Annotated in this window: 22 protein-coding genes; 11 read left to right on the forward strand and 11 right to left on the reverse strand. The window is 51.8% G+C overall.

Annotated features, from left to right (window positions below; all coding sequences use genetic code 11):
- Positions 1 to 141: 141 nt before the first annotated feature.
- From hpf to mtrA, 5 genes are all read right to left on the reverse strand, one after another.
- Positions 142 to 795 (reverse strand): ribosome hibernation-promoting factor, HPF/YfiA family, encoded by a 654-nt coding sequence (hpf, locus tag EZJ44_RS00260; protein ID WP_131278964.1) that lies wholly within the window; start codon positions 793 to 795, stop codon positions 142 to 144.
- 75 nt (positions 796 to 870) lie between these two features.
- A complete protein-coding gene (locus tag EZJ44_RS00265) occupies positions 871 to 1,713 on the reverse strand; it encodes a ComF family protein (protein WP_131278966.1) in 843 nt (280 codons plus the stop codon).
- 214 nt (positions 1,714 to 1,927) lie between these two features.
- Entirely contained in the window at positions 1,928 to 3,616 is a 1,689-nt protein-coding gene (locus EZJ44_RS00270) for an LpqB family beta-propeller domain-containing protein (RefSeq protein ID WP_165496045.1), read from the reverse strand.
- On the reverse strand, positions 3,606 to 5,291 hold the full coding sequence (gene mtrB / locus EZJ44_RS00275) for an MtrAB system histidine kinase MtrB (RefSeq protein WP_131278970.1): 1,686 nt from the start codon (positions 5,289 to 5,291) through the stop codon (positions 3,606 to 3,608). The genes EZJ44_RS00270 and mtrB overlap by 11 nt, the downstream gene beginning before the upstream one ends.
- Positions 5,288 to 5,968, reverse strand: a complete 681-nt coding sequence (gene mtrA / locus EZJ44_RS00280) for an MtrAB system response regulator MtrA (protein WP_131278972.1) — start codon at positions 5,966 to 5,968, stop codon at positions 5,288 to 5,290. Before mtrA ends, mtrB begins: the two co-directional genes overlap by 4 nt.
- A gap of 320 nt (positions 5,969 to 6,288) precedes the next feature.
- Between mtrA and EZJ44_RS00285 the strand changes: the two genes are divergently transcribed.
- From EZJ44_RS00285 to EZJ44_RS00305, 5 genes are read left to right on the forward strand one after another with little or no spacing between them, the layout of a single operon-like run.
- Positions 6,289 to 7,506, forward strand: a complete 1,218-nt coding sequence (locus tag EZJ44_RS00285) for a DUF7847 domain-containing protein (RefSeq protein ID WP_131278974.1) — start codon at positions 6,289 to 6,291, stop codon at positions 7,504 to 7,506.
- On the forward strand, positions 7,503 to 8,168 hold the full coding sequence (locus EZJ44_RS00290) for a DUF4129 domain-containing protein (protein ID WP_131278976.1): 666 nt from the start codon (positions 7,503 to 7,505) through the stop codon (positions 8,166 to 8,168). Before EZJ44_RS00285 ends, EZJ44_RS00290 begins: the two co-directional genes overlap by 4 nt.
- Positions 8,165 to 9,316, forward strand: a complete 1,152-nt coding sequence (locus EZJ44_RS00295) for a DUF4350 domain-containing protein (protein ID WP_131278978.1) — start codon at positions 8,165 to 8,167, stop codon at positions 9,314 to 9,316. Before EZJ44_RS00290 ends, EZJ44_RS00295 begins: the two co-directional genes overlap by 4 nt.
- Positions 9,306 to 10,325 (forward strand): AAA family ATPase, encoded by a 1,020-nt coding sequence (locus tag EZJ44_RS00300; RefSeq protein ID WP_131278980.1) that lies wholly within the window; start codon positions 9,306 to 9,308, stop codon positions 10,323 to 10,325. Before EZJ44_RS00295 ends, EZJ44_RS00300 begins: the two co-directional genes overlap by 11 nt.
- Positions 10,326 to 10,381: 56 nt before the next feature.
- Positions 10,382 to 11,710: a DUF58 domain-containing protein gene (locus tag EZJ44_RS00305; RefSeq protein ID WP_165496046.1), complete on the forward strand. Its 1,329-nt coding sequence runs from the start codon at positions 10,382 to 10,384 to the stop codon at positions 11,708 to 11,710.
- Between the two features lie 118 nt (positions 11,711 to 11,828).
- Here EZJ44_RS00305 and EZJ44_RS00310 read toward each other — a convergent pair whose 3' ends face one another.
- Positions 11,829 to 12,821 (reverse strand): stage II sporulation protein M, encoded by a 993-nt coding sequence (locus tag EZJ44_RS00310; protein ID WP_131278984.1) that lies wholly within the window; start codon positions 12,819 to 12,821, stop codon positions 11,829 to 11,831.
- Positions 12,822 to 12,925: 104 nt separating this feature from the next.
- Between EZJ44_RS00310 and EZJ44_RS00315 the strand changes: the two genes are divergently transcribed.
- Positions 12,926 to 13,780 (forward strand): RDD family protein, encoded by an 855-nt coding sequence (locus EZJ44_RS00315; protein ID WP_131278986.1) that lies wholly within the window; start codon positions 12,926 to 12,928, stop codon positions 13,778 to 13,780.
- 83 nt (positions 13,781 to 13,863) lie between these two features.
- On the opposite strand, the gene EZJ44_RS00320 is transcribed toward EZJ44_RS00315, so the two are convergent.
- Positions 13,864 to 14,334, reverse strand: coding sequence for a DUF3499 domain-containing protein (locus EZJ44_RS00320; RefSeq protein ID WP_131278988.1), 471 nt, complete (start codon positions 14,332 to 14,334; stop codon positions 13,864 to 13,866).
- A 127-nt stretch (positions 14,335 to 14,461) separates the two neighbouring features.
- Here EZJ44_RS00320 and EZJ44_RS00325 point away from each other — a divergent pair, with 127 nt between their 5' ends.
- A complete protein-coding gene (locus EZJ44_RS00325) occupies positions 14,462 to 14,890 on the forward strand; it encodes a metallopeptidase family protein (RefSeq protein WP_131278990.1) in 429 nt (142 codons plus the stop codon).
- Positions 14,891 to 15,055: 165 nt separating this feature from the next.
- On the opposite strand, the gene EZJ44_RS00330 is transcribed toward EZJ44_RS00325, so the two are convergent.
- The 3 genes from EZJ44_RS00330 to EZJ44_RS00340 are packed head-to-tail and all read right to left on the reverse strand — an operon-like array spanning position 15,056 to position 20,471.
- Positions 15,056 to 16,747, reverse strand: a complete 1,692-nt coding sequence (locus EZJ44_RS00330; protein WP_131278992.1) for a DUF5719 family protein — start codon at positions 16,745 to 16,747, stop codon at positions 15,056 to 15,058.
- A gap of 5 nt (positions 16,748 to 16,752) precedes the next feature.
- Positions 16,753 to 20,100, reverse strand: coding sequence for a glycosyltransferase (locus tag EZJ44_RS00335; RefSeq protein WP_165496047.1), 3,348 nt, complete (start codon positions 20,098 to 20,100; stop codon positions 16,753 to 16,755).
- Between the two features lie 5 nt (positions 20,101 to 20,105).
- Positions 20,106 to 20,471 (reverse strand): WhiB family transcriptional regulator, encoded by a 366-nt coding sequence (locus tag EZJ44_RS00340; protein ID WP_376988759.1) that lies wholly within the window; start codon positions 20,469 to 20,471, stop codon positions 20,106 to 20,108.
- 178 nt (positions 20,472 to 20,649) lie between these two features.
- On the opposite strand from EZJ44_RS00340, the gene EZJ44_RS00345 reads away from it, so the two are divergent.
- The gene (locus EZJ44_RS00345; protein ID WP_131278996.1) at positions 20,650 to 21,471 is read left to right on the forward strand and encodes a TIGR03089 family protein; all 822 of its coding nucleotides are present in this window, start codon (positions 20,650 to 20,652) and stop codon (positions 21,469 to 21,471) included.
- A 46-nt stretch (positions 21,472 to 21,517) separates the two neighbouring features.
- Positions 21,518 to 22,387 carry a glucose-1-phosphate thymidylyltransferase RfbA gene (rfbA, locus tag EZJ44_RS00350; RefSeq protein ID WP_131278998.1) on the forward strand — a complete coding sequence of 290 codons (870 nt, stop codon included), beginning with the start codon at positions 21,518 to 21,520 and terminating at the stop codon, positions 22,385 to 22,387.
- Positions 22,388 to 22,539: 152 nt separating this feature from the next.
- On the opposite strand, the gene EZJ44_RS00355 is transcribed toward rfbA, so the two are convergent.
- A complete protein-coding gene (locus EZJ44_RS00355; RefSeq protein ID WP_131279000.1) occupies positions 22,540 to 23,781 on the reverse strand; it encodes a glycosyltransferase 87 family protein in 1,242 nt (413 codons plus the stop codon).
- A 231-nt stretch (positions 23,782 to 24,012) separates the two neighbouring features.
- Here EZJ44_RS00355 and EZJ44_RS00360 point away from each other — a divergent pair, with 231 nt between their 5' ends.
- On the forward strand, positions 24,013 to 25,056 hold the full coding sequence (locus tag EZJ44_RS00360) for a glycosyltransferase (protein ID WP_131279002.1): 1,044 nt from the start codon (positions 24,013 to 24,015) through the stop codon (positions 25,054 to 25,056).
- A gap of 6 nt (positions 25,057 to 25,062) precedes the next feature.
- Positions 25,063 to 26,043 (forward strand): NAD-dependent epimerase/dehydratase family protein, encoded by a 981-nt coding sequence (locus tag EZJ44_RS00365; protein WP_131279003.1) that lies wholly within the window; start codon positions 25,063 to 25,065, stop codon positions 26,041 to 26,043.
- Positions 26,044 to 26,090 lie beyond the last annotated feature (47 nt).

Here is a 26,090-nt window from a genome sequence, read left to right on the forward strand (position 1 = left end):
TTCACTGCTTTTCACCATAGATAAGCCAAGTGTGGGTGACCAATTCGTCAAAATTGGTCACCCACACCGGAGTTTTCAGTAACGACTCAAAGCCTTAATTACACTTTGATCCGCAAGCCTTCCAGCAATTTCATTCCTCAATCAGTTGGCAGAAATTGTTGCATCAAGGCGAATGATTCCGTACGTCCAGCCGTGACGCCGGTATGCTGCGCACGGTTGCGAAGTTTCAGAATCGATGAACAGGTAGAACGGATGCCCCACCAGCTCCATCTCGTAAAGCGCTTGATCAACACTCATGGGCTGAGCCTCATAGAGTTTCTGCCGAAGCACCACAGGCGAATCGCCAAGCTGGGTTTCTACCGCAACACCAGGCTCTTTTGGTACGGTGTCCGTTTCGACTTCGTCGTGCTGCTCCTCTGCCTTCAAGCTCGTAAGCAAGGCCTCGATATCGAGAGTATGGTTCTCGTGCTCAGCCTTGTGTCCACCCTTATGATGATTCTTGTGCCGCTCATGAGCGCGTCGCAGTTGCTCAACCAGCTTCTGAGCTGCAAGATCTAGTGCACCATATCGATCAGAAGCCGCTGCCTCTGCCCGAACAACCGGTCCCTTGTCTCGCACCGTAATTTCGATTTTTTCGGAAATCTCTGCTTGAGCTGGGTTTGGTTCATGGGTAACTTCAACATCGACTCGTTGCGCTTTTGGTGCAAACAATTCGATCTTTGCCAGTTTTTCTTCCACATGAGCACGGAACTTGTCAGAAACCTCAGCGTTTCGACCTTTTACTACAAATTCCACGGCGACCTCCTGAAAAACATCACGTCATGGTTGTTTAGGTAACTTAACTATACCCGATTTCTGAGCCAATGTGACTTATGCCACCGGCGAAATTCGAGGATCTGGAGCCATGGCAAACGAAAATCCGCCGATAACGCGGCCGCCAGCATTCCGCACTGCGCGAAAAGCGGCATCGAAAGTCGCACCTGTGGTTACGACGTCATCCACCAAAATTACGTCCCAACCTCGAAGATCGCGTGTGGCGCAGATCGAATTTCGTTTCTTAGCCCGTCCCGTGAACGTCTCCACAGCATACCCGCCTCCTAACTGACCTATCTTCGCGAGCGCCGTTCCAAGCCTCATCTTTAGCTCTGCACCTAATGCAGGCTTCCACCCTGCTTCTGCAAGCGTGAACACCCCACGTGACCTTCGTTTTTTCAACACCTCAATGCAAGGAACAGCGAAAACTTCACCGACTATTTGTGCCAAATCAAGCACGATCATTCGCCCGTCGTGCTTGCGCCGCCAGCGAGAGGGCAGTGGAACCACTGCCACTGCCCTACCCGATTTATGACCGGGAAATAAGCTTTCCATTGTTTTGCCGCAACAGATCGTCGCTAGGTTCGCTTGCCATACTGCACGCATTGCACGAGTTAGACCAGCAGATTGAGTATTCTTCCACGCCACAACTGCTTGCGCCACCACTCCTTGATAGGTGAGCGACGAATATATCGGAAATGCGCTTATATCCGGCCCGCCAGCAGGATCAACATACTGCAAAAATGGCGTACTGGCATCAGCCCTTTTCCATTGCGCTGTCATGTCAGATACACAGCACGCACACAATGGCGTATCCCACCGGCCACATCCCGCACAGAATTGCGGATAGACCATATTGAGCAGAGCATCCACAAAATCATCGAATATTTTGGTACCCATAGCTCAAGCATGCACCCATCATCTGTCGGCAAGATAGATTGCGGCAATTCTTGTGGAAAGAGTTAGCATTTCGACTTGCTGTGGAGACATACATTCTCTGTATACGGTCACACGAACCAAACGCGATATTACCCGTCAAAGGCAATACCCTTAGCCCCACAATACCCTCAGCCCGGCGATACCTATGGCATCGCAGTACCGTCACGCCGCCATATCACCCAGGAAGAGCTGGGGATTTATATCCCTGAGCGAAAAGTCGCCACACCCCAGATAAGTATTCGTAGAGCGTGCCTGAGCTATCGAGCAGAATAATCGAATCTCGCCCACGACCTGCGGTAAGTTCAACGGCACCATCGATGGCGGTGACGTGTGAAGACGGACCACCCAGTTCTCCGATATAGAGCCCGTGTGCCGCCTGATCAGGGCCTTGAGCAAGTAGCGCAAACTTCAATTCGCTAATCCACGCAACGTCAACAATATCTTTCAAGCGCTGCACAATATGGAGCGGATCGCCAAAAGCTGTGGGCACACCAGCTGAATCACGCACAATAGCGACAACGGAGGCGAGGTTGGCGCCGTCGCGATCATAAACAATGATCATACGGGTGCCCTCCCGCGATACCGATATCAAGCGGATTCGGGAATTTGCTACCTCGTCGAGATGTAGTTTGACCGCGGCGCCGGTGTTCGTATTATAAGCAACCAGCTCGCCACGAGATTGTGCTTCACCCGACCATACCCACGAATACGAATCAAAACTCGGCGGAATCAATTGTTGACCAGCCGTAATCATCGTTACTCGATCTCGAGCGAAATCGAGACTCTGTAATTGCGTTTTGTTGTGCGATAGCGCCGCCGCAGTTTGCACTTGATCCGAGTACGCAACGGCGAGATTACTCAATCCCATCGCGCGCAATGATTCGGACTGACTGAGCAAACGCGGCTTGCCATCCACAATCTGTGCTGGAAGTCCATCCGCTAAGGCAACAATCGGTGCAGCTGCAAAAGGATACGCCGGCAAATCGAGACGCGTTCCCACTGCCAAACTAGAACCACCCGAGGTGAGTTCAACCTGTTGCACCAGGCCCGTAGCAGTCAATGTACGGAAGAACTGCGTTTCGATCAATGCGCGCTGCGCCTCAGTAAGTGAAGCAACCGAGGCAGAAAGCTCGATGCGCGCCGTAGAATCTTCCGTCGACACGACGACGTTATCCGCATTCACGTCCACCGGAATTGCACTATGAACTGCTGGGCTCAGCCACGGCGATGGCCCCTTAACCAGACCTTTTACAAGAGCAGATACGACTTGCTGACGCGGATACCAGCGCAGATCAGGCACCAAAGCGATGTTGTTTGGCGTCAAGAAATACAAGGGAGCTTTTACATACAGCGAAGTAAATAAGGATTGCGGCATCGAAATACCGTCGTCGAGCACAGCAATCCGCCACTCTCCATCACGGTTGCGCATCAAAGTAAATTCGTTCGAAATAATCGAATCTACCGGCGACGACGTGTAACGCCCTTCGGCGTCAACTGCGCCAAGCGCACCGACTGAAACGCGAATAGCTCCCGTGCCAGTGCTGGTGTATTCCCTGCTCTGACTATCTGGATAGACTCGAACTATGCTCATTGGATTCCAACGAGCAGCAGCTTCGGGCGTCAAAAATTGACGCGCAACAACGAAATCGTCTGAGTTTCCCACCGAAGAAGCACGCAAAAACCCATCCACAAGTTCTTCTGGGGATGCACCCGGCGTCGGCCCTTTCGGGTCAAGCACAATTCCACCGTTCGGCCGAACAGCATCTTCAACAACATTGACATTGCCACTACGCGGCAAACCAGCACTACACGCACTTAGTACCACAGCGAGTAACGCGATCATCGACATTAGCTTACGATTCACGGCTTTCCTCGCTCTCTGCCGACGTTTCCTCTGGTAATAGCGCCACAGCAGGCTCAGGAGCAAGCAATTCAATCGGCTTGACGAAAGTTTGCCCCGGCGTCTTAGGAAGGGTAAGCAAAAACATCGATCCGACACCCAGCTCGCCCGCAGCCTCAAGTAAGCCACCATGTAGCAGCGCATCTTCCCGAGCAATCGTCAATCCAAGGCCAGTGCCACCCGTTTTGCGCACGCGTGAGCTATCGGCACGCCAGAAACGGTCAAAAACGTGTTCTGCCTGCTCTGGGGTAAGACCCACACCATAATCGACGACGGAGACTGCGACCGCACTCTCAGTGCCCCGCACGTGAACAAATACTGGCGCTCCATCAGCGTGTTCAAGAGCATTAACCACTAGGTTACGTACGATACGTTCAACGCGACGCGCCTCTACTTCCGCAACAGTATCGCCGTCGGCAGTAAAAATAACGTCGATGCCGTTGTCGTGCGCAAGCGGCTGGGCAATGTCAATAACGTGATTGACGATGTCGCGCAGATCCGTTGGTTCCGTCGCGAGAGTCATGGCACCGGCGTCGTAACGCGAAATCTCAAGCAGATCGGTGAGCATGGTATCGAGATTGATAAGCTGGGCATGCTGCAGTTCCGCGCTTCGCTTGAGCGAGCTCGACAGTTCCTCACGCTTGTCGTAAATTAGCTGGCCAGCCATACGAATCGTGGTAACAGGTGAGCGCAATTCGTGGGAGACGGCGGAAACAAAGTTAGTTTGCAGCTCCGACATGCGTTCGAGCCTATTAAACTGATGTTCAAGCGAAGAAGCCATCTGATTGAACGACAGAGCAAGATCGGCGAATTCGTCCGTGCCCTTGACCTTCATACGCGTATCAAATTCGCCTTCAGAGAGCTGACGCGCGTTTTTCGACACTTCCTGAATTGGCCGCAAGAGCATTCGCAACACCAAAACGGTAAAGAAAAGAACCATGGTGAGCATCGCAATTGCCGCGATAGAGAGTACTTTATTCGTGGTTGTGAGCAGCTCTTGCTGACTTTCTAAGGAATAAACCGCGTACAGCTCATAGCTTCCTGAATTGGGAATCTGAATCGAGGTTCCCACCACAATTGCCGGAATATCGCCGCCATTCTCCTTTGGCACAGCCACCGACTGCCAGGCGATCTTCCCTGACGTGCTCACCTCATTGCGCAGGTCACGCGAGACTAACAAGCGCACCTTGGTGGCCGAAGCCGTTGCAGGCTCAATGATTTGAGCAGGCGTAGCGGCTTGATCGACGGTTCGAAGCAACACCGCTCCAACCAGACCACGCGAAGGATCGTACATCGAAGACACTAGCTGGTTAGCAACTTGCTGTGCTTGCCCCGTCGTCGGCGATGCCGAGGCAGAAAAACGCTCCTGTGCGATTCCTGCCTCGCTCGTGAACTGCTTAATACTTGACTGAGCAGCTTGATTAAATACCGCTGAACGAATTTGAGTAGTGATGATGATCGAGGTCAGACCAACGCCAACGATTCCGCCCACCAAAATGAATGCAATGAGCCGCGCACGCAGTGACGACGCCCAGACTACTTGTATCTGATCAATCGCATGGGAAAGCCGCTCAAAAATACGGTGCCCAGCACTCGTCCCTTGAGCAGATTCGGTTTCCTCGTCAAGCGGAGCTGTCACTCCCGGCCAGCTCCCGCCCGATATCCGACGCCGCGTACCGTGAGAACTACCTCAGGGTTTTCTGGGTCTTTTTCCACCTTGGCACGCAGGCGCTGAATATGAACATTCACCAGCCGCGTATCGGCAGAGTGACGATAACCCCAGACAATTTCGAGCAGCTCATCGCGGGAAAACACCTGGAAAGGCTTGCGAGCAAGCACCGTAAGAAGCTCAAATTCAAGTGGCGTTAGATGCAAGATCTCCTCACCGCGTTTGACTTCGTGCGCTGTGAGATCAATCGACAAATCTGCCACCGTAATCACTTCTGATTCTGGTTCCTGACGACGCAGGCGTGCCTTGACGCGCGCAAGCAAGATCGAGTTGTCGAAAGGTTTAGTGACGTAATCGTCCGCACCCGCTTCAAGACCAGCAATAACGTCTACCGAGTCCGTTTTGGCACTCATCATGATGATCGGAACATCCGATTCTTCACGTAACTGGTGACAGACTGATACGCCGTCGAGTCCCGGAAGCATAACGTCGAGCAAGATGAGCTCAGGACGTTCAGCTCGAAAGAGTGGCAAAACATTAAGGCCATTAGCACAGACGGTCACATCGTATCCTTCTGATTCCAAAAGAATGGCAACCATCTCGGAGATGCCAGGATCGTCGTCTACAACAAGAATTCGCGCGTTCATACCTATATGTTCTCATGACCCGCGAAAAAAAATCATGTACTCAGACTTGATTGTTGTATCGCTTGTGCCACAAACATAGCGAAGTTGCTCCACAAATATGCCGCATTTGCCATGTAAAGACGTGGGAGTTTATTGCTTAGTACCAATACGCCGAGATATACAGCAAATAGATCGACACTAATGTTGTGCAAATTGTTTTGTAAAAAGTGGTGCAAAAGTTTAGTTTTTTTCGGTTTTGTTTATGGAAGCAAGCATTTTTGGCCCGACCCGTACGTTAATATGTAAACAGGAAACGAGATATCACTAAATTAGGAGAATAAATGGACGAAAATTCGAATCCTGTGCCGCCCAACGAGGGGTCTGCACAAAATCAACCAACGTCATGGCAACCGAGCTCACCATATACAGCAAGTGCACCAAACAGCCCGTTTTCAGCAAATATACCACCGGCACCAAATGCTTTTTCATCGCAGTCCCCTGCTCAGCCCAGCGCCTATGGGCAAAGTGCAGGCTACGAGCAAAATGGACAATTCGGTGTCGCCGACGATCGCGCCACGCAGTTTTCATCTGGTTGGCGCACTGTTATTCCACTCCATCCGCTGAGCGTAGGAGAGTCACTCGACGCGGTATTTAGGCTCATTAAATTCAATCCAGTTGCCTTTATCGTATTCCCCGTTATCATCGGATTTATCTTCTCGATTCTCAGTAGTGCGCTATTTGCTGGAGTGTCCGAAACCACGATTATCAATTCGATTTTCAAAGGAGATATAGCGGGTGGATCTTTGCGGATTGATTTGCAAAATTTTGCCGCGATAATTATTCCACTTGTGATGATTTCCGGATTCCTCGGTCTGCTACAACACTCGCTTGTTACCATTGCTGGAGCGCGAGTATCGCTCGCGTCCGTACGTGGCAAGAAGCTCACTCTCGGCGAAACCTTCAAGCTTGTTGCCTACAAATTCTGGAAAAATTTCTTCCGTTTAGTGGGCGCCTCGATCATTCTTGGCCTTGCCTTCTTTGCCGCATACTTGGTGTTTATCATAATCATCGGAGGTGTTATTGCTTCGGCTGCGCCTTACGGTAATCCCAATAATTTCACGGGTGGAATTGCGATCTTCTTACTTATTATGATCCTGGCGTTTGCACTGGTAGTAGTAGCATTTTCAATCCGACTCATGCTCACCACCTCAGCGATCGTGATTGAAGGAATTGGGCCATTTGCTGCCATCGCACGGTCGTGGAACCTCACCCGAAAGTCTTTTTTCCACATTCTTGGTTTAGTAGCAGTAACGGCTTTCTTCGCACTTGCAGTCGCGCTCGTCATAGCTGTGATCTTTGCGCTTTTGATTCCAAGCTTTTCGACGACGTCGAGCTTACCGGTTGTTTCGACCATCATCTCGACTATAATTTCTGTTGTGATTAGTTCTGCGTTGATCATTCCGTTCACATCAGCACTCGTCAATACGGTCTACTTGAATATGCGGTTCCGGCGCGAGAACTTCCACCAACAACTACTTATGGAAGTTACTGGTAGATGATTTTTGAGGTGCCGGCTGTTCCCGATGCTGATACAGCGCGGAAACTTGCCGAGGAAGAACTAGCGAAGACGAAGTATCAGCATGCTGATTCGCTGATTCAACAATTTCTTGAGTGGTTAAGTAAGTTATTTTCTCGAACATTTTCTGATGGCGTTAATGGATTGCAAATATCCGACATCTTGATCATTGGGTTAATAGTTATACTGCTAGCTACGGTAGTTTTCCTCCTGGTTCGCTATGCTCGACGTTCGCGCGTCAAAGCAGCCGGCACCTCTAATTCTGTTTCCCCACACCATGCCCTATTCGACGATGAGCGCACGTCTGCTCAGCTCTTTGCTGCTGCCGACGCCGCCCTCCATGCTCGAGACCTCAACCTCGCCGTCGTCGAACGATTCCGCGGCGTGATACGCCACTTAGAAGAGAAACGCTACCTGCGTATCAAGCCAGGAATGACTGCAACCGAAGCTGCTCGTGATGCGAGCACAATTCTGGGCCACGAACAGTTATTCTTTGAAAACGCCCAGTGGTTCAACAAAGTGTATTACGCACACTTCACTGCCACGAACGACGCAATTGCGCTGTCGTGTCGGTTGATGGATATTGTGGTGGCACTGCCAGCACATAAAGCGTTGTCGAATCGCACGGAGCTGGTGATCCGATGAACGCCCGCACTTCCCTTGATACCAAGCCAATAAAGCAGCTCTCACGTTCAGAGAGCAAGACGCGGAGGTTACTCGCTGCGGTCCTTGTGGGAGCGGCGCTCGTGGCAGTAATCGCGAATATTTTTCTCGTTTCTTCGAACGACAATCGCCCCTATTCTCCCGACTCAACTGCCAAAAACGGCTCGGCCGCTATAGCTGCTCTTCTTAAAAACGAAGGCATCACAGTTGAACACGTGCGCACCGCAAAGCAACTGCAGCACATTGATTCACAAACAACTGTGCTGGTGACCAACCCAGTGGAGATCAGCAACGACGATATATCCCTCATGGTTGAGGCAGATGCGCGCATTATCGTACTTGGCGCTAGTGGCGTGTTTGATCCAACTCCGTGGGGATTTCAAGGCGATTTGAGCCTGCGATCCTCACGGAGCGTGGTTGCCGATTGTGAGGATAACGCCGCAAAAATTGCCGATCAAATCGGACCCACCACAACCACAATCGGAAATCCACCGTCGGACTCTTGTTTCATGATTGGGAACGAAGCTGTGTGGGCAACCGCGCCAAAAAATCCGAAGATTTCCTTCTTTGGCGCCCCTGATATTCTCACCAATCAGTTCCTTGATGAACGCGGGAATGCTGCATTCGCAATGCATATCCTCGGATCTCAGCCAAAGCTCGCGTGGATCGAAGGCTATTCCAGCTTTGAGTTTAAAAACGACTCGCACATCAAATCCGCACTCCCTGATTGGTTGACCTACGGCGCAATTGCTGCGCTGCTAAGTGGTCTATGGCTGGTTGCCACACAGCTACGACGCTTCGGACGCCTCGTGCCAGAAACCATGCCCGTCGTCGTACCTATTGGAGAAACTCAAGCGGGACGAGCACGCCTCTATGCACGCGGTAAGGACTATGCCTACGCCGCTTCCGTGCTACGTGCTGCCACAATTCAGAACCTTGCGTCACGCTACGGTTTGCATCGGTATTCGTCTCGCGACGACGTCGTGGCCGCCTTCGCTGCTGCCTCACAACGCACCCCGAACGAGCTTGCAGATATGCTTTACACCCGGCAAATCCGCTCAGAACGCGATTTGCGCCGTCTCAATGAAGATCTCAATGAATTAACAAAGGAAATTTCTCATGAACACTGATGCCACGAAGCTTCCACCAGTACACAATGCATCACCAGCTCAGAGCGCCAATGTTCCCGCCGCTGAGCTTGTGCAAAAATTTTCAGCCCTCCGCACCGAAATCGGCAAGGCGGTTGTCGGGCAAGACGAAGCCGTATCTGCAATTCTTATCGCCTTGCTCGCCGATGGGCACGTGTTGCTGGAAGGCGTTCCAGGAACTGCAAAAACTCTGCTTGTCAAGGCACTTTCGACCGCACTCCAATTCGATAACAAACGAGTGCAGTTCACCCCAGACCTCATGCCAGGTGATCTGACTGGATCCTTGATCTATTCGAGCCAGTCCAGCGAATTTGTATTCCGACCTGGTCCAGTGTTCACCAATATTTTGCTAGCTGACGAAGTGAACCGCACACCCCCAAAGACCCAAGCCGCACTTTTGGAAGCGATGGCTGAGCACCAAGTGAGTGTTGACGGTGAGCCGCGAGCGCTACCCGTGCCATTCACAGTTGTGGCTACCCAAAACCCGATTGAATATGAGGGAACATATTCGCTGCCAGAGGCGCAACTCGATCGCTTCCTCCTCAAGGTTGTGATGCCGCTTCCGCCGCGAGCCGTGGAAGTCGAAATGCTCAATCGCCACGCACACGATTTCAACCCGGCCGATATTTCCACCGCCAATATTAAAAAAGTCGCCGGCGTGGACGACGTTCTCGCGGCGCGCAAACAGGTGCGTTCGGTGGAAGTTCATCCGGCAATCATCGACTACATCGTGGACTTGGTACGAGCCACGCGCGAATCGCCCGCGATCAATCTCGGCGTTTCCCCACGTGGCGCTACTGCGCTCTTGGCTGTGTCGCGAGCTTGGGCTTGGCTCAATGGACGTATGTTCGTGACTCCCGACGACGTGAAAGCTCTCGCTGTACCCACGCTCGCACATCGCGTTGCACTTCATGCCGATGCCGAACTTGATGGTCTTAATGCTCAGCAAGTTGTAGCATCCATACTCAATACGGTTCCGGTGCCGCGCTGATGTATATTCGTTCGACTGCGTGGTATGCCTCGCTATTTGGGATTCTGCTGGCGCTTGTGACTAACAGTTTCACAGTATTGCTTGTTTTCCACGGATTCTTGCTCGTCTTGTGCATCGCAGACGCGCTTTTTGCTCCTGCGCCGAAGTCACTCCTCGTTGAACGTGAAGCCAAGGATTCAACCTCCACGGGCGAAACGATCACCGAGAAGCTCATTTTATGCAACGCTTCCAATAGCAAGATGCGTGGTGAGATACGAAATGCTTGGCCACCGTCGGCAGGACTTTCCACTGACGTGCATAAATTTTCGCTCGCTCCGATGGAAAAATACGTGGTCGAAGCATTGTTCACGCCAAAACGACGTGGAACGTTGAAATCTGAGCACGTAACGATTCGTACCATCGGACCAATCGGCTTAGGAGGCAGGCAAAAGGAGTTCTCGAGCGCTTGGGATCTGCGTGTGCTGCCGCCCTTTATCGCACGCAAGCATCTGCCATCGCGATTGGTGCGACTGCGTGAGATAGAAGGACGCGCGTTGCTGCTAGTACGCGGGCAAGGCACGGAGTTCGATTCCCTGCGTGAATACGTGGCAGGCGACGACGTTCGAGCCATTGACTGGCGATCTTCAGCGCGCTTGGGGCACACGGTGGTTCGCACATGGCGTCCAGAACGAGATCGCCAGATTGTGGTGGTGCTTGATAGCGGACGAGCAGGTGCGATGCGATACGGAGAATATCCGGCTTTCGATACTTTCATAGAGAGTTCGCTCTTGCTGAGTGCTTTAGCTTCCCGCGCTGGCGATCGCGTGAGTATTTTTGCTCTCGACGACGCCGTCCACGGACGTTCCATCGCACGTGATCGAACCCAGGTTATCAACCAATTCGCACAGGCACTCGCCGATGTGGAACCCACCCTCGCTGCTACCGACTGGGCATTGGGCAAACAAACTATTGAGGCACTGACGAGCCAAAGCGCCCTGGTAGTTGTGCTTACGTCCACTGGATTAAGCACAATCTCTGACGGCCTCTTCGACGTATTACCACAGATCGCAAAACGTCACCGAGTGGTGATTGGAACGCTCACAGACGCAACCGATCCCAGCAATGCAACTGGTTCCAGCAACGACGCCGTTCAGTCTGTCGGTCGCCACACAACCGCTGACGTTTCAAGAGGAGCAACAGTATCGTCGGTGAACACAGCGAACGAACAACCAATATCTGAAGCAATCTTCGATAAGGCGAGCCAGGCACGAACAACGCTGGAAAACGAAGCAATACTTCAAGAATTAAAACGTCTTGGTGCTGTGATCGTCACCGGTTCTGAACAGTCGCTTCCTCCGCGTATTGCCGATTGCTACATCGACTTGAAGGCGCGCGGCAAACTCTAAAGCGCGGTATCCACTTCAGCCGCGAAGCCGCAAGCTAATTCCGCACACCATACCTTGAAGTTGCAAGTCAGCAGCTTAAAACGACGGAACCGAGGGGTTTGCCCTCAGTTCGCAGTGTCTAGCTATAAGCAATAGACCAGCCTACGTCTTTGACGGACTGATCGGCACTAAATCCACGCTTGGTGGCGCGGCGTCCAAAGTATAGTACCCACGCCCAAAAGCCAATCAAAGCAAGAGAACCAATCGCGATTTTTAGGCCCCACGGTAGATGCGAGGGCGTAACGAAGCCTTCGATTAAACCTGAAATAAATAACACGATAATTAGCCCGAATCCAACTAGCATAGTTTGGCGACCTTCAGCGGCCAAGGCTTCGCTTCGAGGCCTGCGCCCCGGGCGAACCCATGCCCAAAATATCTTTAAGCCAGCAGCTCCCGCTACGAAAATTGCACATAATTCGAGTTGCCCATGTGGCAGAATGAGCTGGAAAAATTCTCCAATTGATCCGTAGTGATAGAGAATTCCACCAGCTTGCCCTACCTGAGTCGAATTTTGGAACAACACAAAAAGCGGAAATATGCCGGTAACTCCACCAGCTACACACTGCAGTGCTATCCAAGCGTTGTTTGTCCACACCATCGCCGTAAAATCCGAATTCGAATACTCCACGTAATACGCTTGGAACGCATTATTCGCGTAGTTCTTGAGTGTTTCTTCTGAACCGACGTTTGTCAATAAGTGCGGATTAAAAATAAACGTCACTAGCACCGCCATAAATAACGCCACACAAGCTAGCGACACTGCTGCACTCCACCAGCGAATCCGATAAAAAGCAAGCGGGAGCGTAATGGTAAACCAAGTAGTCACTGCTTTGACCGGCGAAAACGTTGTGCCTGTGAGTCTCGAACGCGCTCGACCTAGGATCGCCGACAGATTCAAGATCAAATCCGGATCCGGAGCATTCGAACGCAAAACAGCCAAGTCACCAGCAGTCTTCTGATAGAGCTGAGCAAACTCGTCGCTTTCGCGGCCACTGAGTACGCGGCGTCGGGAAAGATAATCGAGCCGATCCCACGACTCTTGATGCGTCTTGGCAAATGCTAATGAGTCCACTCTCCCACTTTGCCATATTTCATAACCAAAAGGCGAGAATTTCGCACCTAAAAGCTAATTCGTAACTCTCCCACGTTAAAGCAATTTCTGGGTAAACTTGAGGTATGCGCAGAAACAACACCAGTTCAGAACTCTTGAAGAAACAAGGGTATTTTGGCGAAGAGATCATTACTGGTGAGGCAGTCGCCTTAGAGATGCCCTCGACGACCGTCGTCACTCGCCTAGCTTCTGCCGCAATTGACGCGCTCACCTACGGTGTCTGTATGGTCTACTGCATTTACGTGCTGAGTCAATGGCAGTTATCCTTGTCTTTTGCTACCTCGCGCACGCTTGTGATCCTCACAATCGCCTCTTGGACATGGATCATTCCTGCTCTTTTGTGTGGGCTTACTCGCGGTTCGTCACTCGGACGCCTCGCCACCCGCACGCGTGTGGTTCGTACCGACGGCGGTTCGATCACCTTGCGTCAGTCTTTTATCCGTAGCGCCCTTTCTGTGGTTGAATGCTGGATCTGCGGCTATGCCATTGGGTCAATCGTGATGTTGTTTAACAACCGCGCGCAACGACTTGGTGATATGGCGGCGGGCACATACGTAGTGCGCTGGCCAAAAGGCAGAAAAACAGATCATAATCTTGGGGTTTCCCCACGTCTACAAGCTTGGGCGGAAGTGGTTCAGACTCGTGAAGCACCAAGTGGGCTGATTCTGAATATCTCAAATCATTTTAGATCAATTGCGAAATTAGATCCTCGTGCGCGAGCTGAGCAGGCACGAGTGCTGGCGGCCGCCACCGAAAAATATGTTTCACCGCCGCCACCATGGGGAACGGATCCAGAAGAATTCATTGCGGCCTTCGTGACTGTGCGCCACGGCGTCGAATATTCGCGCGCTAATGCAACTCGGAACCGGCGTGCGCGATTGACCGATTCCCTATCGAGAATCCCATTTTCAGTGCAATAGCTGAGAAAACGCTAGCGCTTTAGAGTGGCAACTTACGCGACTACTCATCAGACTACTCATCAAGCGCTGTTCAATGCGTTACCTCAGCTCCGCTGGTCTTGTGAGTCCTCGATAGCACGCAAGGCGGATTGGTCGCTCGCCGTGGTATCTTCGCGCGGCTGCTGCGATTCAGCTGCTCCGCCTTCTACCACCGTAAATTTGGGGCGCGGGCGTGGTGCCCTATTAAGATCGACGGCGGGACGTGCAACTTCACGCCGTGCAGGCTGCGGCGGCGGAACGTCTTTTTTCGAGGCGGCGCGGATGGCATCGGCCAACGCGGTGAGATCATCAGTCGATGGCTCTACCGGCTCAAATTCAGTAATGAGTCTAACGAGCTGCCACCCCATCGGCACTGTCACCGAGAGCGCATGATCAGCACAGAGATCAAAAGCTCCTGGTTGCGGCACGGGCGCGAGCGGTCCCACTACTGTGGTGGCATCGCGGTAGCTATACGTCATGGTCGCTACTGCCGGCTCTTGGCAGTTCCTACGTGAACAATGACGGATATGACTCATGTTCGTAACATAGCACTCCAATGCCAGTTGTTCGGAGAAATCCGGCTGTGTGCCCTCATACACTCTCATTTTCTGGTTTCGCTGCAGCGCGGATCGAGAAAATGGATACGATAGACTCGTGGATTTGATGAATCTCCCATCTCGTAGCCAAGCAAAACGACGCGACCGCCACGGCCGCGGCTTTCGCGGGCCTGTGATACCGCCGTCGGCACCTGCGTGGCGCACCCGCGCTGACATTTTCGACGACATTATTGCCTGGGATATCGGAACCTACCATCGTCACCTCGGGAAGAAACTAGAGCGTTACGATTTCGCCGTATTGGACGTGCCGCAAAATGATCCCGCTCCGTGGGAAGACGGCGTTCCGCTCGGGCGCGTCCTGCCCTTCGAGCGTCCGTCTAAAGTGCGCGCACGAATTTTGTTTTATCGAATGCCTATTTTGGAAGCTGCTCGCAAACAACCACATCCGCGGCTCTTCATCCATCAAGTAGTAACAAATCACATCGCTACCGCATTGGGTGAAGATCCCGAGGATATTGACTACCTCATCAATTGAGGGCGCGGCTTCCGTCCACGCAATTAATAGCCGCGCGAAGCAGACGGTAAATCCTCAGCAGTTCAAGCGGTAATTAGGCAGCAAACCAAGCGATAATTAACTTGCATATTCAGAAGGGATTTTCCCTCCCAATACACAACACAACCGATGATCTCGATGCAATAATTAGTTTTGCACGCGCACCCGCACTGAACTCGAATCAAAAGTATTCGAGGTAATCGGGATCCAATCGATACCCTTCGCGCCGTTAATATCTATCGAAGCAGCAACTGAGGCATAAACCGGATCACTGGACGACAACGTTACATAGGCAGTGCCATCTGGCAGTCCAACTGGTGTTACGCCCGAAACTTCCACATCAGCAGAACTGATCCGCACGCCGTCTTCCTTATACGCAGTCCAGGTTACGGTGGTGGCAGAATCTGCCGTGATAATCAACCGCCCACTAGCAAACCCCACAGCAGCACCGCCATTGTTGAATGGACGTTGCGGCGCCAGCCAAGACACGTCAGTCTCACCCGAATCAGCAACGTATGCCACACGTGCACCGGCCGAGATTTCGCCGTCGGCTTCCACAATCAGGGAATGATCTCCCGCTTTCATGCCATCCAATGTGAGATCGAGAGTTGCTTCCGGCGCAATCGTGACGCTTTCACCACCAGGGAGAGTATTTATTTCTCCATGGGCGCCAACCGTTTTAATCTTGACGGTTCGCACCGATTTTTCGGCATTAACCACCCGTATTGAGCCTTTAACGTGTGGATCTACCAAATCTGACTGCTGGGAAAGCCGAGTATCTGCCACGACATCTGGGCCAGACTTACCCGGTGGCAGATAGAGCCCGTTGATAAATACGGTGCGCCCAGAGTTACCGGACTTGATAAAATCAACGCCCTTCGGCTTATAGCCTTCAAGCTGCAAAGACTGTAACGAAGCAACAAATTTGCCTGAATCAGTGCTCAGTCGCAGAGCGATACGTGGATCTGCCGGCACAATTCCATCAAGTGCGAGGCTTTTCGTTGATCCAGGCGCCACATTGATATACTTATTTGCTCCCAGCTCAGCGCGCCCAACCGAGGTGTATGCCTCCACATTGACCTGAATTGGATGCGTGCCAGGATTCGCAATTGCCAGTCGATTCGAGGTGCCGATTTGCGTATTTGAGCCCACCAGCCACGCCGAATTTTGCGCCCACTGGCACGGATTAGAGGCAAGACCTCGCAAATCACCCGCATTAGCTCGATGCATCGACGATCCCATCAGATCACCGATTTCTTCGCTGGTGCGCTCCACGAGCACCGAACCATTAAGCGCCCGCACTCCCAAGGTGTTTACCGGTATCTGCGCCTGAGCCAGCAGATTTTTCGTAAATCCAAGCGATTCGCCGCCAAAGGATTTCCAGGTGAGCGCAGGAATTGGATCTCCGTCGATATTGGGCTGATACATCATGCCAGCCCAACCGGCGATCTGTTGATCGACGTTACCAATACTGGTTCCACCAGAGATGGCAGGATGAAGCCCATCCGTGCAGGCCATGGCTTGTGTGCCACCTTGCGGCGCAACGAGTTGTATACTTTTTGCCTGCTGCTTCACTTCTGGAGCATTGAGCACGCCAACTCCGAGCGCAGCGCCCACACCGAGTACGGCCAACATACTGGTTACGGTGCGGAGTTTGATCGTCGGCATACGACGACGCACTTTCGCTTTCTGCGGAGCTTGCGGAGTTTCGTTCACATGATTCTCCTTGCCGCTACTAACGACAGTGCTCTGTGTAGTGTGCGCCGTTTCGCTGTGCAACTCTTCTCGGATCGTTTCACTCTGCACATCTTCCACCGCGTCTCGCCGCTCGTTATTCATGCTGCTCATTGCGCCTCTCTGCGTTCAGGCCGAAGTGGCAGTGCTACTACTACCGCAATCAGTGCCACAGCCAGCTGCAAAATCAGCAGTATGGTGGCGAATGGATCCTCGTGAGTAATCCGCAGTTCGCCTACCGTTCCAGCCGGAACAGTCCATGTCTGTGCCCAGTCGCTCGGTTTAACGTCCAGTTCAACGCCATCAACTTCGGCTTTCCAGCCCGACGACGCGCGCTCAGCAAGCACCAATGTGCTCGGCTTCGCTACTGAAATATCCGTCTTGGTGCCATATCGCAGAGCCGGAACGGACGTAACCACCCCGCCGTCGTCGGTAATTAAACGCAAAGCGGCTGCGCTGGTACGGGAGTTTTGCAGCGCCGTGACACGCCAAAACTCACCTGTCTCGTTTTCGGTAACTCGCTCCAAACCCGGCACCGCATTGAGGTAGGAGATCAGCTTGGCGCGGTCGGAGCTAACCGCGTTTTTCGACGCCGGTGGCACAAGTATCACCGAGATAGCGTGATCGCCCAGCTTAGCTGCAACTTCACGGGAACCAGCTGTAATATCTGCAATCGTTTGCTCGAGATCGGTGGTGGCGCGGTCGTCAATATCTGGGTGCTCAGCGCTAATAGTATTCTCAACCAAAGGATCAGGACGACCGCCAATTCCTGATATAGCTCGGCCAATTGGCATCTCGTGCATTTGCAGGCCATCCATACGCCAGACCTGCGCTTCAATTCCATTTGGGAAGGCTTGCAGGGCGAGCACCCGAGAGCGCTGATCGGATTCACGATTGTTCTGCGCCAGTGCCGGCACTGACTGAGCAGGGGCAGAGTTGAGCACCGATTCGGTGGAAACTTGAATGTGAGTCCATTGCACCACAATCGCAATAATCGCAAGGGGCACAGCAAGCATAGATGTAAAGCTCAAGAGGTGTGCAAATCCAAAAGACTGCTTGCGCAGCGTCGATTTCAATCCGTGTGCGCCCATTACAATAGCGGCCACGAGACCCAACCAGCATATTGAGAGTTCCACGCCTGGCCACGCGTGCACCGTGCGCATCCCGTCAGCCGTGAAAACGCTCGATATAGGCACGTAGGTTGCAGCGAGTGCCAAGGCCATTCCTGCCACCGCAATCAACCACGCGAATCGAATACGGAGCCAATACTGGTTACGCAAGCACGTCAGCGCTCCCACACCGACGATAACCAGTAACGGCACATACAACAGCGCATCCCAACCGCTCACCGCAAAGTTGTGGGTAACAAACCCAAACAGCACGTTGCGTGGCTGAATATTGGCAACAAAATGCGAGTTCGGCGAATTAAATAGGGCTGGCAACCAATATGAGGGGTTGATGCTCACAAACCGAATGAGCGGCAATAATGCCACTATGCTCGGAATCGGCAACCACAACCACACGAGACGGCGATTGGCTATCAAACCGATGGCCGCCCCAACGAGCACGAAAATAAGCATAATTGGCGACGCCGCAGCCAGAGTTGCGCCTAATAGCGCAGCTATTCCAAGGGTTCCGGGCACTTTTCGCCATGCCCCAATCATCGCCCACAGCGCGAGCGGTAATAAGGTATGCACAATAACTACGTCGACATGCCCAGTAGCGTGTGCTTCGAGCAGAGATGGTGCCACAATCCACAGCAGAGCGGCAAAATAGCGAACCACCGATGACTTCGTGAAACGCCCAGCAAGAAGATACATTCCAAATGCAGCAATCGGGAATGCTACATAAAGCGTGGCAGTGATGAGCTGCCCGAGCGTGACGCCAAAGGGCGATAAAAGCACCAATATCGGCAGGTACATCGCCCAGAGTGCATCTATCGGCACAGCATATCCATCACCAGATGCAAGCCAGGATTGGCGCAGAGCTTCCCAGAGCTGCCCAGCGGTGGAATTATCTGGCAAGAGTCCCCCACCAGACAAAACACCGTCGGAAATATACGGGAGATTGAATAACAGCGCCACCAACAACGCCGAAATAAGTGTTGCCAAACCTCCCTTGCGCGTATGTAAACGCAGATTAGCTTGGGCTTGACGCGTGAGTGGGTCTGGGAGAGCAAACAGCTTCACAGCTTCCGAACGCGATTTCTTCGTTTCACGTTTCACCGCTCGAATCGTTGCACCGGTAGCTTCAAGCTCTTCTATGCCGGCAGCATTCCCACCCGCAAGCCGTAGGTTGTTCCTGCCATTTCGTATGCTCGCAAGAGCGGCAAGGATGTTCCAGCCGGCTTTGAGTTCACCGCGTGCGCGAGTGAAATCACGGAATGCGAGTCTGATCAATGCGCGTGGTATTGCCGCACACACATACCCTAACCAGGCAAAACATGCCTGCCACAACGGCATCGTGAGCAGACTATTGTAAATCTGGGCGCGGCGTCGGGCAGCAAAACTCTGATCGACACCATCAAGAGATGTACTGTTTGCCGAGGTGTTTTCGTACGAGAGCCGTGCATGGCGAATCTGCGCGGCTGGCGCCACGATCACACGATAACCAGCAGCACGGATACGGCGTGAAAATTCCAAACCGTCGCCAAATGGCCCTAAGAATGGATCGAAACCACCGAGTTCATGGTAGACGTCGGCTCGCACGAGCATACCCGCGGTACCGATTCCGAGCACATCTTCGCGCGAATCATACTGCCCCTGATCTCGCTCGTCATAGTCGATTTCTGGAACTCGGCGGGCACTACGAGTGGCATTGATACCCACTTCAAGCAAGCGGCGGGTTCCCTCAAAATCCGAATCCCAAGAGATTTGCTTTGGCCCAATGGCACCGATGCGCGTTGAGGTTTCGCCTTTGCGGAGCAGGACGTCAAGCGCATCCGGGTGTGCCGCACTGTCGGCGTGCAAAAACCAGTACCAGTTTCTGCTGCTTGCGGCGGTTGCCGCGGCACCGGAATCCAAGGCGTGCGTTACCGTAGCCTCCGCAGCGTTCGCGCCGTCCACAGTGCTCGCAGCGTTCGCTATAGCCAGCGTATCTGCATTATCCAGCGTGTCCGTGGTATCGCGGGTATCTCGCGCCGCCGCGCCTGCCGTAACGTCGTCTGACTTAATAGCGTCAAGAACACGGCTTATGCACTGACCAAAATTTTCCGCGCCTGACGTATCAACATAGCTCAGCCGCTCACGCGGAAAAGCTGTTGATTGTATCGCGCTATCGAGAACGTTTTTCGGAGCCTCACCACCCGAACGCGCTACATAGACATGCTGAGGAGCCCACGACTGCGCGCGCACTGCTTGCAGGGTTTGAGACAAATATTCATCGTCTTGCCCATGAGAAACAATAATGGCAAGAACATTTTCGCGCAGGATCAGGTGTTCAGCACTTGCTGCGGCCACGAAAACTATCGACTTCCGCCTTGAGCGATCTTGCGCTCGCGCGACATCCGCTTGCGATCATTATCTGAGGTACCGCCCCAGATCCCGTGCCGAATATCATTGGTGACGGCGTAATCAAGGCATTCAGCGCGAACTGAACAGCCGCTACACACCGACGTTGCTGGCGCAGTAGATCCGCCCTTTTCTGGATAGAAAATATCGGGATCAGTTTGGGCGCACAGCGCATCTTCCATCCAAGAAAGATCTGGCAGACCGCTACTCGTACCATAGCCAAGGTTGAAAATCCCTTGCATGAGGCTCTGAGCTACTTGTGCGTCAAGACCCGCCGAGTCGGCCGTGCGTTTACGGCTGTCGGAAGCATCGTGCAACATAGATTCGCCCCTTCTGAGATTTCTTTTACTATGTAAATTACACGCGTGTTATACACCAAAAGTCAAGACGATAAGGCAAACTGCACTATTTCATTTTTGGCTTGAAATCTGCTATCCAGTTTGTGCTAGTGAATGACATCTGCCGTTTCAACGCAAAACGCTGGTTTAACGCCCGTTCATGAGTGTTGTCCGCTCTCACGCACCACATTCATCGTCGATTTATGGAAATATGGAAGGCATGCATACTCCGCTTGAGCTATATCGCACACTCGTTACGTCTGGCACTACGCCTGCCCTTATTTGGTACGGCGAAATTTCGCGCATTGAGCTCTCTGGAAAGGTGTGCGCTAATCACATTGCCAAGATTGCCAATTTCCTCTCCGAAGAGTGTGAGGTTGTTCCCACCACGCCAGTTCTGCTCGATCTGCCCGCGCATTGGAAGACGGTCTTATGGTCGGTTTCAGCGCTTGTTTGTGGTGCTCACGTGAGATTTATTGGCAATTTTTCCGACGACGAACGACGCCGTACCTTACGCGAAACTGGCCGCGATGCCGTCGTCGTTACCTCCGATCCGCACCGCGTAGCGCAAGATTACGACGGCGATTTCCTCATCGCACTCAACCTGTCCGATTTGGCGCTGAGCTGGGACGGAGCGGATCTTCCAACACAGGTTTACGATGGCGCCGCCGAAGTTCTCGGATATGCCGATGCTCTGCTCGTGGACGCAGATTCGGGCGAATCGAATTTCCGTGAACTGATGTGCGAATCGGAATGCTCGCCCGATGCGCACGAAAACAGCCAACATCTGATGGAGAATATTCTCACCTCTCCCAATGAGTCCGCCAAGGCCGCTTTGATCAGTGATCCTGCCGCTCAGCACGCCCTTTATGCAAGTTATCTCAGCTGGGAGCAGCAAGGTACCTTGGTGGTGGTTGCGCGTCAAGGTGCCGATTTGGCGACGATTGCGCGCGAAGAAAAGGCACAAATTCTCAATTTTTGAGCAAATACGCTCGCAATACCGCGCATTGTCCGGTACAAATAAATATATGCGAGGAATTATTTTGGCCGGCGGGTCCGGCACACGTTTACATCCAATCACTCTTGGCACGTCCAAGCAGCTCGTTCCTGTGTACGACAAGCCAATGATCTACTACCCCATGACCACCCTCATGCTCGCCGGTATCCAAGATATTCTTGTGATCACCACGCCGCATGACATGGATCAGTTCCAGCGTCTGTTGGGCAACGGATCCCAGCTGGGCGTAAATCTTTCCTACACCGTGCAGGAGGAGCCAAACGGGCTCGCTCAAGCTTTCGTGCTTGGTGCCTCGCACATTGGGAATGAGCCAGCCGCACTGGTATTGGGCGATAACATTTTCTATGGTCACGGTATGGGCACGAAGTTGCGCCGCCATGTTAATCCCGACGGCGGTGCGGTATTCGCGTACCACGTGAACGATCCAGAGCGCTACGGCGTGGTGGAGTTTGATGAGAACTTCCGCGCGCTGTCCATCGAAGAGAAGCCGGCAAAGCCAAAGTCGAATTACGCTGTTCCTGGTTTGTATTTCTACGATAACGACGTTGTTGATATCGCCAAGAATCTCAAGCCTTCGGCTCGTGGCGAGTACGAGATTACCGATGTTAATAAGGTATATCTCGAGGCTGGAAAGCTGGCAGTGGAAGTGCTTCCACGTGGAACCGCTTGGCTCGACACTGGCACATTTGATTCGCTGGCAGACGCCACATCCTTTGTACGCACTGTTGAGGCGCGTCAAGGTCTTAAGATTGGCTGCCCAGAGGAAGTTGCATGGCGCATGGGCTTCTTGAATGACGAAGAACTTGCTGAGCGCGCCGAGCCATTGCGCAAATCGGGCTATGGCGAGTACCTCATGCAGATTCTGAGCCAAGGGAAGTAAAACCGGCTCAGTGTCTGAAGCCAATAAACAATAATACAAGCGCTAAACCAAACGGGTGGTGGGTAATTCCGGAGAATTACCCACCACCCAATGTCTTCCACAGGGATTCTGCAACAACACACATTAAAAGTGTGGCATCTTAAATATGAGTGCTACCGTAGCTTTTGCGGAGCAACGTTACTTCCAATCGCCTCGCCTCGCTTTGGGTCCATTTCGCCGTGCGACGTGGCATTTTTCGAAAAAAGACAATAAGAATACCATGCATAGGCACCTACATTGACAACGCCGAGGACGATGAGTGGAACGTCTCCTCCGCCAAATAAAGCCAGACCGTACAAAAACATGTCAAGAACTGCAACAATAACCGCGTAAGGAATCAGCTTGTTATCAATGAACGAACCAGCAACAAGCAAAATTAACAACACATACGCGTATCGATCGTGCATTGCTGGTAAGAACATGACGCAAGTCCAAATGCCCCACGCACCCACTTTGGTTATGTTCACTCCACGCGACATATCGATTTTCTGCGCATGAACCAGATACATGCCAACGAAGAGCACAACGGCTGCCAATATCACTGCCGTATGTTTCAAAGCAAAATATGGAACATCGCCGTATTTGGAAACCACGGACCAAAAACTCGGATAGTTGAGGTACATGGACTTCCATATATCAGTTTGATCGAAATATAGTTTAAACGGCGTGAGCAAGTCTCTTCCCGCCATGATTGCAGGCAGACAAGGAACGTAGAAACCGATTAGCGCCCAGATACTGTGGAAAATACTAATGCGCTTCGTCGTCATATAAAGGATAACGAACAACGGCAAGATGAATACAGTTTGTAGTTTGAACGCAAAGGCTAGCCCTAAAAAGAAGGATGCCCAACGCGGTCTATCTTGAATCAAGAAAGACACAGAGAATAGGACGAAACTCGTATAAATTGCATCCGATTGGCCCCAAAACGCAGAATTAAGCCACACACTCGGCACCCATAAGACGACCAAGAATACACACCAGTATGTCATCTTCGGCAGATTAGGATTGTGCGTTTTAACCAACTCATACCCTGCAAAAGCCAGAATAAAATCGAAAATTAGGGCAGGAATTTTGATAAGAGTAAGCGGCTGTGCCCATGCACTTAGGTATGTTAAGCCGGACATAATCGTTTGGTACGGCAGGTTATAGTCTCCTACTTGGTGGTCCAGATAGAAGAAACCTCCTCCGGCCCTAATTTCCTCGAACCACGGAACGATGAAACCAGTTGTGTCACCGGATGGATTTTTCAATCCGAGAATTCGGATCAGCACCGCCCCTGCAATCACACCAATAATCAACAGGACATGCAGATGTTCTGTAATTAATTTCAGTGCCTTTTGTTCAAATTTTGTCATTAACGCTTCCCTAATGCTAAAGGCTATAATAATCAGCCAAGTAGCAGCCTTGCAGAAATCAGTGGGCTTAAACTGTAACTGAATTATAATATAAACACATATTTACTGTAACAAAATATGGCGACACCCTTATCGAAGTGAGATTTATTCACATTTCACAGGCGAAAGCCTCAAATCTCAAGACGAGCTGATACGATATTCCATGTTACAAAAGATGAATTGGAGTTCTGGATGACGAATTGCACTCACGCCGTCTCGGTTGTCATTCCTGTATATCAGGGTGCGCAGACACTTCCCCATTTGTTTGCCGAACTGGACACTTTAATCGAAGCCAACACCTCTCCAAATGGGAATATATGGCGGGTACGCGAAGTTGTTTGCGTGTACGATCACGGGTATGACCAAACCCCACAAGTTCTGCGTGAACTTGCTGAGGCACGACCATGGCTCAAATTAGTCTGGCTAAGTCGCAATTTCGGTCAGCACCCTGCAACACTCGCCGGAATCTCAGCCTCTGGAGGCGATTGGGTTGTCACTATTGACGAAGACGGTCAACAGGATCCTCGCGATATTGGAATTCTTCTAGACACAGCCTTAGAAGAACACGCCACCCTCGTCTATGCCCGTCCGCTGAACAATCCTCCGCACGGGTTCCTGAGAAATCTGACTTCCAGAACTGCGAAGAAAATTGTCAACGTCTTGATGGGCTCAAAGAACTCAACAAACTACAATAGTTTCCGACTTATCCTTGGGGAAGTTGCCCGCTCTGCTTCTGCATATGCAGGAAGCGGAGTCTATCTCGATGTCGCATTAGGATGGGTTGCTAAGGTGACGACCGCTGGGATTCATTTGCGTGAAGAAGGTAGCAACCGCCAATCCGGATATTCTTACCGTAATCTCATCGCACATTTCTGGCGCATGGTGATGTCGAGCGGGACAGGATTCCTTCGGATCGTCAGTTTCCTTGGCGCTTTCACGGCTTTCGTGGGTATTCTTTTAGCGATTATCGTCTTTATTAATAAACTCGTTAACCCAGATGTCCAGATTGGCTGGTCGTCAACGATCATAGTTATCCTTTCCACATCTGGTCTTATTATGCTCTCACTCGGAGTAATAGCTGAATATGTAGGCGTTGCCGTCAACATGGCGATGGGGCGTCCTCTGTACTTGGTAACATCAGATCCACACAATGGACCTCTCGGGCGCGGAAAACAAGATAACGGCGATGAAGAGTCCTCCAATACTTCTATTCATCCGTCATCCGACATCCAATAGGTAAACATGGGTAAAGAGTCCTGGACGTTAGTTGTAGGCGCAGGCGGGCTTTTGGGAAGAGCTCTCGTCAAGTCCTTACGACATGAGAATACAAAATTGGTCATCGCTAAGAATCTTCCTTGGCACGACTCAGATTTGGTTCTGCGGAGACTCGCTGACACGCTCTCCGAGATTTTTCCAGATGACGACAAACGTGATGATCGTAGCCGTACCGAATGGACTATCATGTGGTGCGCGGGAGCAGGCACGACCGGAACCACCGCAGAGGCTCTCAACAAAGAAACCACACTCTTTCACGATTTTGTCGAGCTACTACGCCAGCAGTATCCAGAACGTTTGAAAGATCTAACATTCTTCTATGCTTCATCCGCCGGTGGAGTGTATGCAGGCGCAGGCAATCCTCCTTTTACTGAGCACACCCAGCCTGTTCCCCTTGCTCCCTATGGTTTCGCGAAGTTAAAGTGTGAAAACGCCGTCGCTTCCCTAACAGAATACAGAGCAACCATTGCAATTGGACGCATAGCTAACCTCTACGGTCCCGGCCAAAACATCTCTAAACCACAAGGGCTGGTGTCGCAGCTTTGCCTTGCGTACCATCAGGGAACGTTCAACAAGATTTTCGTGTCCCTCGATACATTACGCGATTATATTTTTACAGACGACGCCGCAAAGCTCATTCTTCGCCTTATTGAAACTGCACAACGCGAAGCTCGTGGCAAAAGCACCGTAAAGATAATCTGTTCGGGACACTCCCTTTCTATTGCCGAACTCATCGGAACAGCAAAAGCTATATTCAAACGGAAATTGCCCTACCTCCAAGTGGTAACCAATCAAACGTCCTTTCAAGCACGAGATTTAAGATTGTGCTCTGTTGTTTATCCAGAAATCGACCGAATCGCACTCATGCCTTTCGCGGCAGGCTTTGCTTTGACAAATGCCGACATTGGAAGTCGTTTCAGAATTCTTGGTTCTAGTAACATACAATAGGTAACTCATGCTACAAGTACAGGTCATTCTAGGAAACATGGAGAAAT

Source organism: Arcanobacterium bovis, assembly GCF_004331995.1.
Classification (GTDB): Bacteria; Actinomycetota; Actinomycetes; order Actinomycetales; family Actinomycetaceae; genus Arcanobacterium_A; species Arcanobacterium_A bovis.

Excerpts from the sequence above, each read along its gene's own strand:
- EZJ44_RS00265 (WP_131278966.1), bottom strand. The coding sequence starts at position 1,713 with ATGGGTACCAAAATATTCGATGATTTTGTGGATGCTCTGCTCAATATG.
- rfbA (WP_131278998.1), top strand. The coding sequence starts at position 21,518 with ATGCGAGGAATTATTTTGGCCGGCGGGTCCGGCACACGTTTACATCCA.
- EZJ44_RS00290 (WP_131278976.1), top strand. The coding sequence starts at position 7,503 with ATGATTTTTGAGGTGCCGGCTGTTCCCGATGCTGATACAGCGCGGAAA.
- EZJ44_RS00355 (WP_131279000.1), bottom strand. The coding sequence starts at position 23,781 with ATGACAAAATTTGAACAAAAGGCACTGAAATTAATTACAGAACATCTG.
- EZJ44_RS00295 (WP_131278978.1), top strand. The coding sequence starts at position 8,165 with ATGAACGCCCGCACTTCCCTTGATACCAAGCCAATAAAGCAGCTCTCA.
- EZJ44_RS00365 (WP_131279003.1), top strand. The coding sequence starts at position 25,063 with ATGGGTAAAGAGTCCTGGACGTTAGTTGTAGGCGCAGGCGGGCTTTTG.
- EZJ44_RS00320 (WP_131278988.1), bottom strand. The coding sequence starts at position 14,334 with ATGAGTCATATCCGTCATTGTTCACGTAGGAACTGCCAAGAGCCGGCA.
- EZJ44_RS00325 (WP_131278990.1), top strand. The coding sequence starts at position 14,462 with ATGAATCTCCCATCTCGTAGCCAAGCAAAACGACGCGACCGCCACGGC.
- EZJ44_RS00285 (WP_131278974.1), top strand. The coding sequence starts at position 6,289 with ATGGACGAAAATTCGAATCCTGTGCCGCCCAACGAGGGGTCTGCACAA.
- EZJ44_RS00315 (WP_131278986.1), top strand. The coding sequence starts at position 12,926 with ATGCGCAGAAACAACACCAGTTCAGAACTCTTGAAGAAACAAGGGTAT.
- EZJ44_RS00360 (WP_131279002.1), top strand. The coding sequence starts at position 24,013 with ATGACGAATTGCACTCACGCCGTCTCGGTTGTCATTCCTGTATATCAG.
- EZJ44_RS00330 (WP_131278992.1), bottom strand. The coding sequence starts at position 16,747 with ATGAATAACGAGCGGCGAGACGCGGTGGAAGATGTGCAGAGTGAAACG.
- EZJ44_RS00345 (WP_131278996.1), top strand. The coding sequence starts at position 20,650 with ATGAGTGTTGTCCGCTCTCACGCACCACATTCATCGTCGATTTATGGA.
- EZJ44_RS00300 (WP_131278980.1), top strand. The coding sequence starts at position 9,306 with ATGAACACTGATGCCACGAAGCTTCCACCAGTACACAATGCATCACCA.
- EZJ44_RS00340 (WP_376988759.1), bottom strand. The coding sequence starts at position 20,471 with ATGTTGCACGATGCTTCCGACAGCCGTAAACGCACGGCCGACTCGGCG.
- mtrA (WP_131278972.1), bottom strand. The coding sequence starts at position 5,968 with ATGAACGCGCGAATTCTTGTTGTAGACGACGATCCTGGCATCTCCGAG.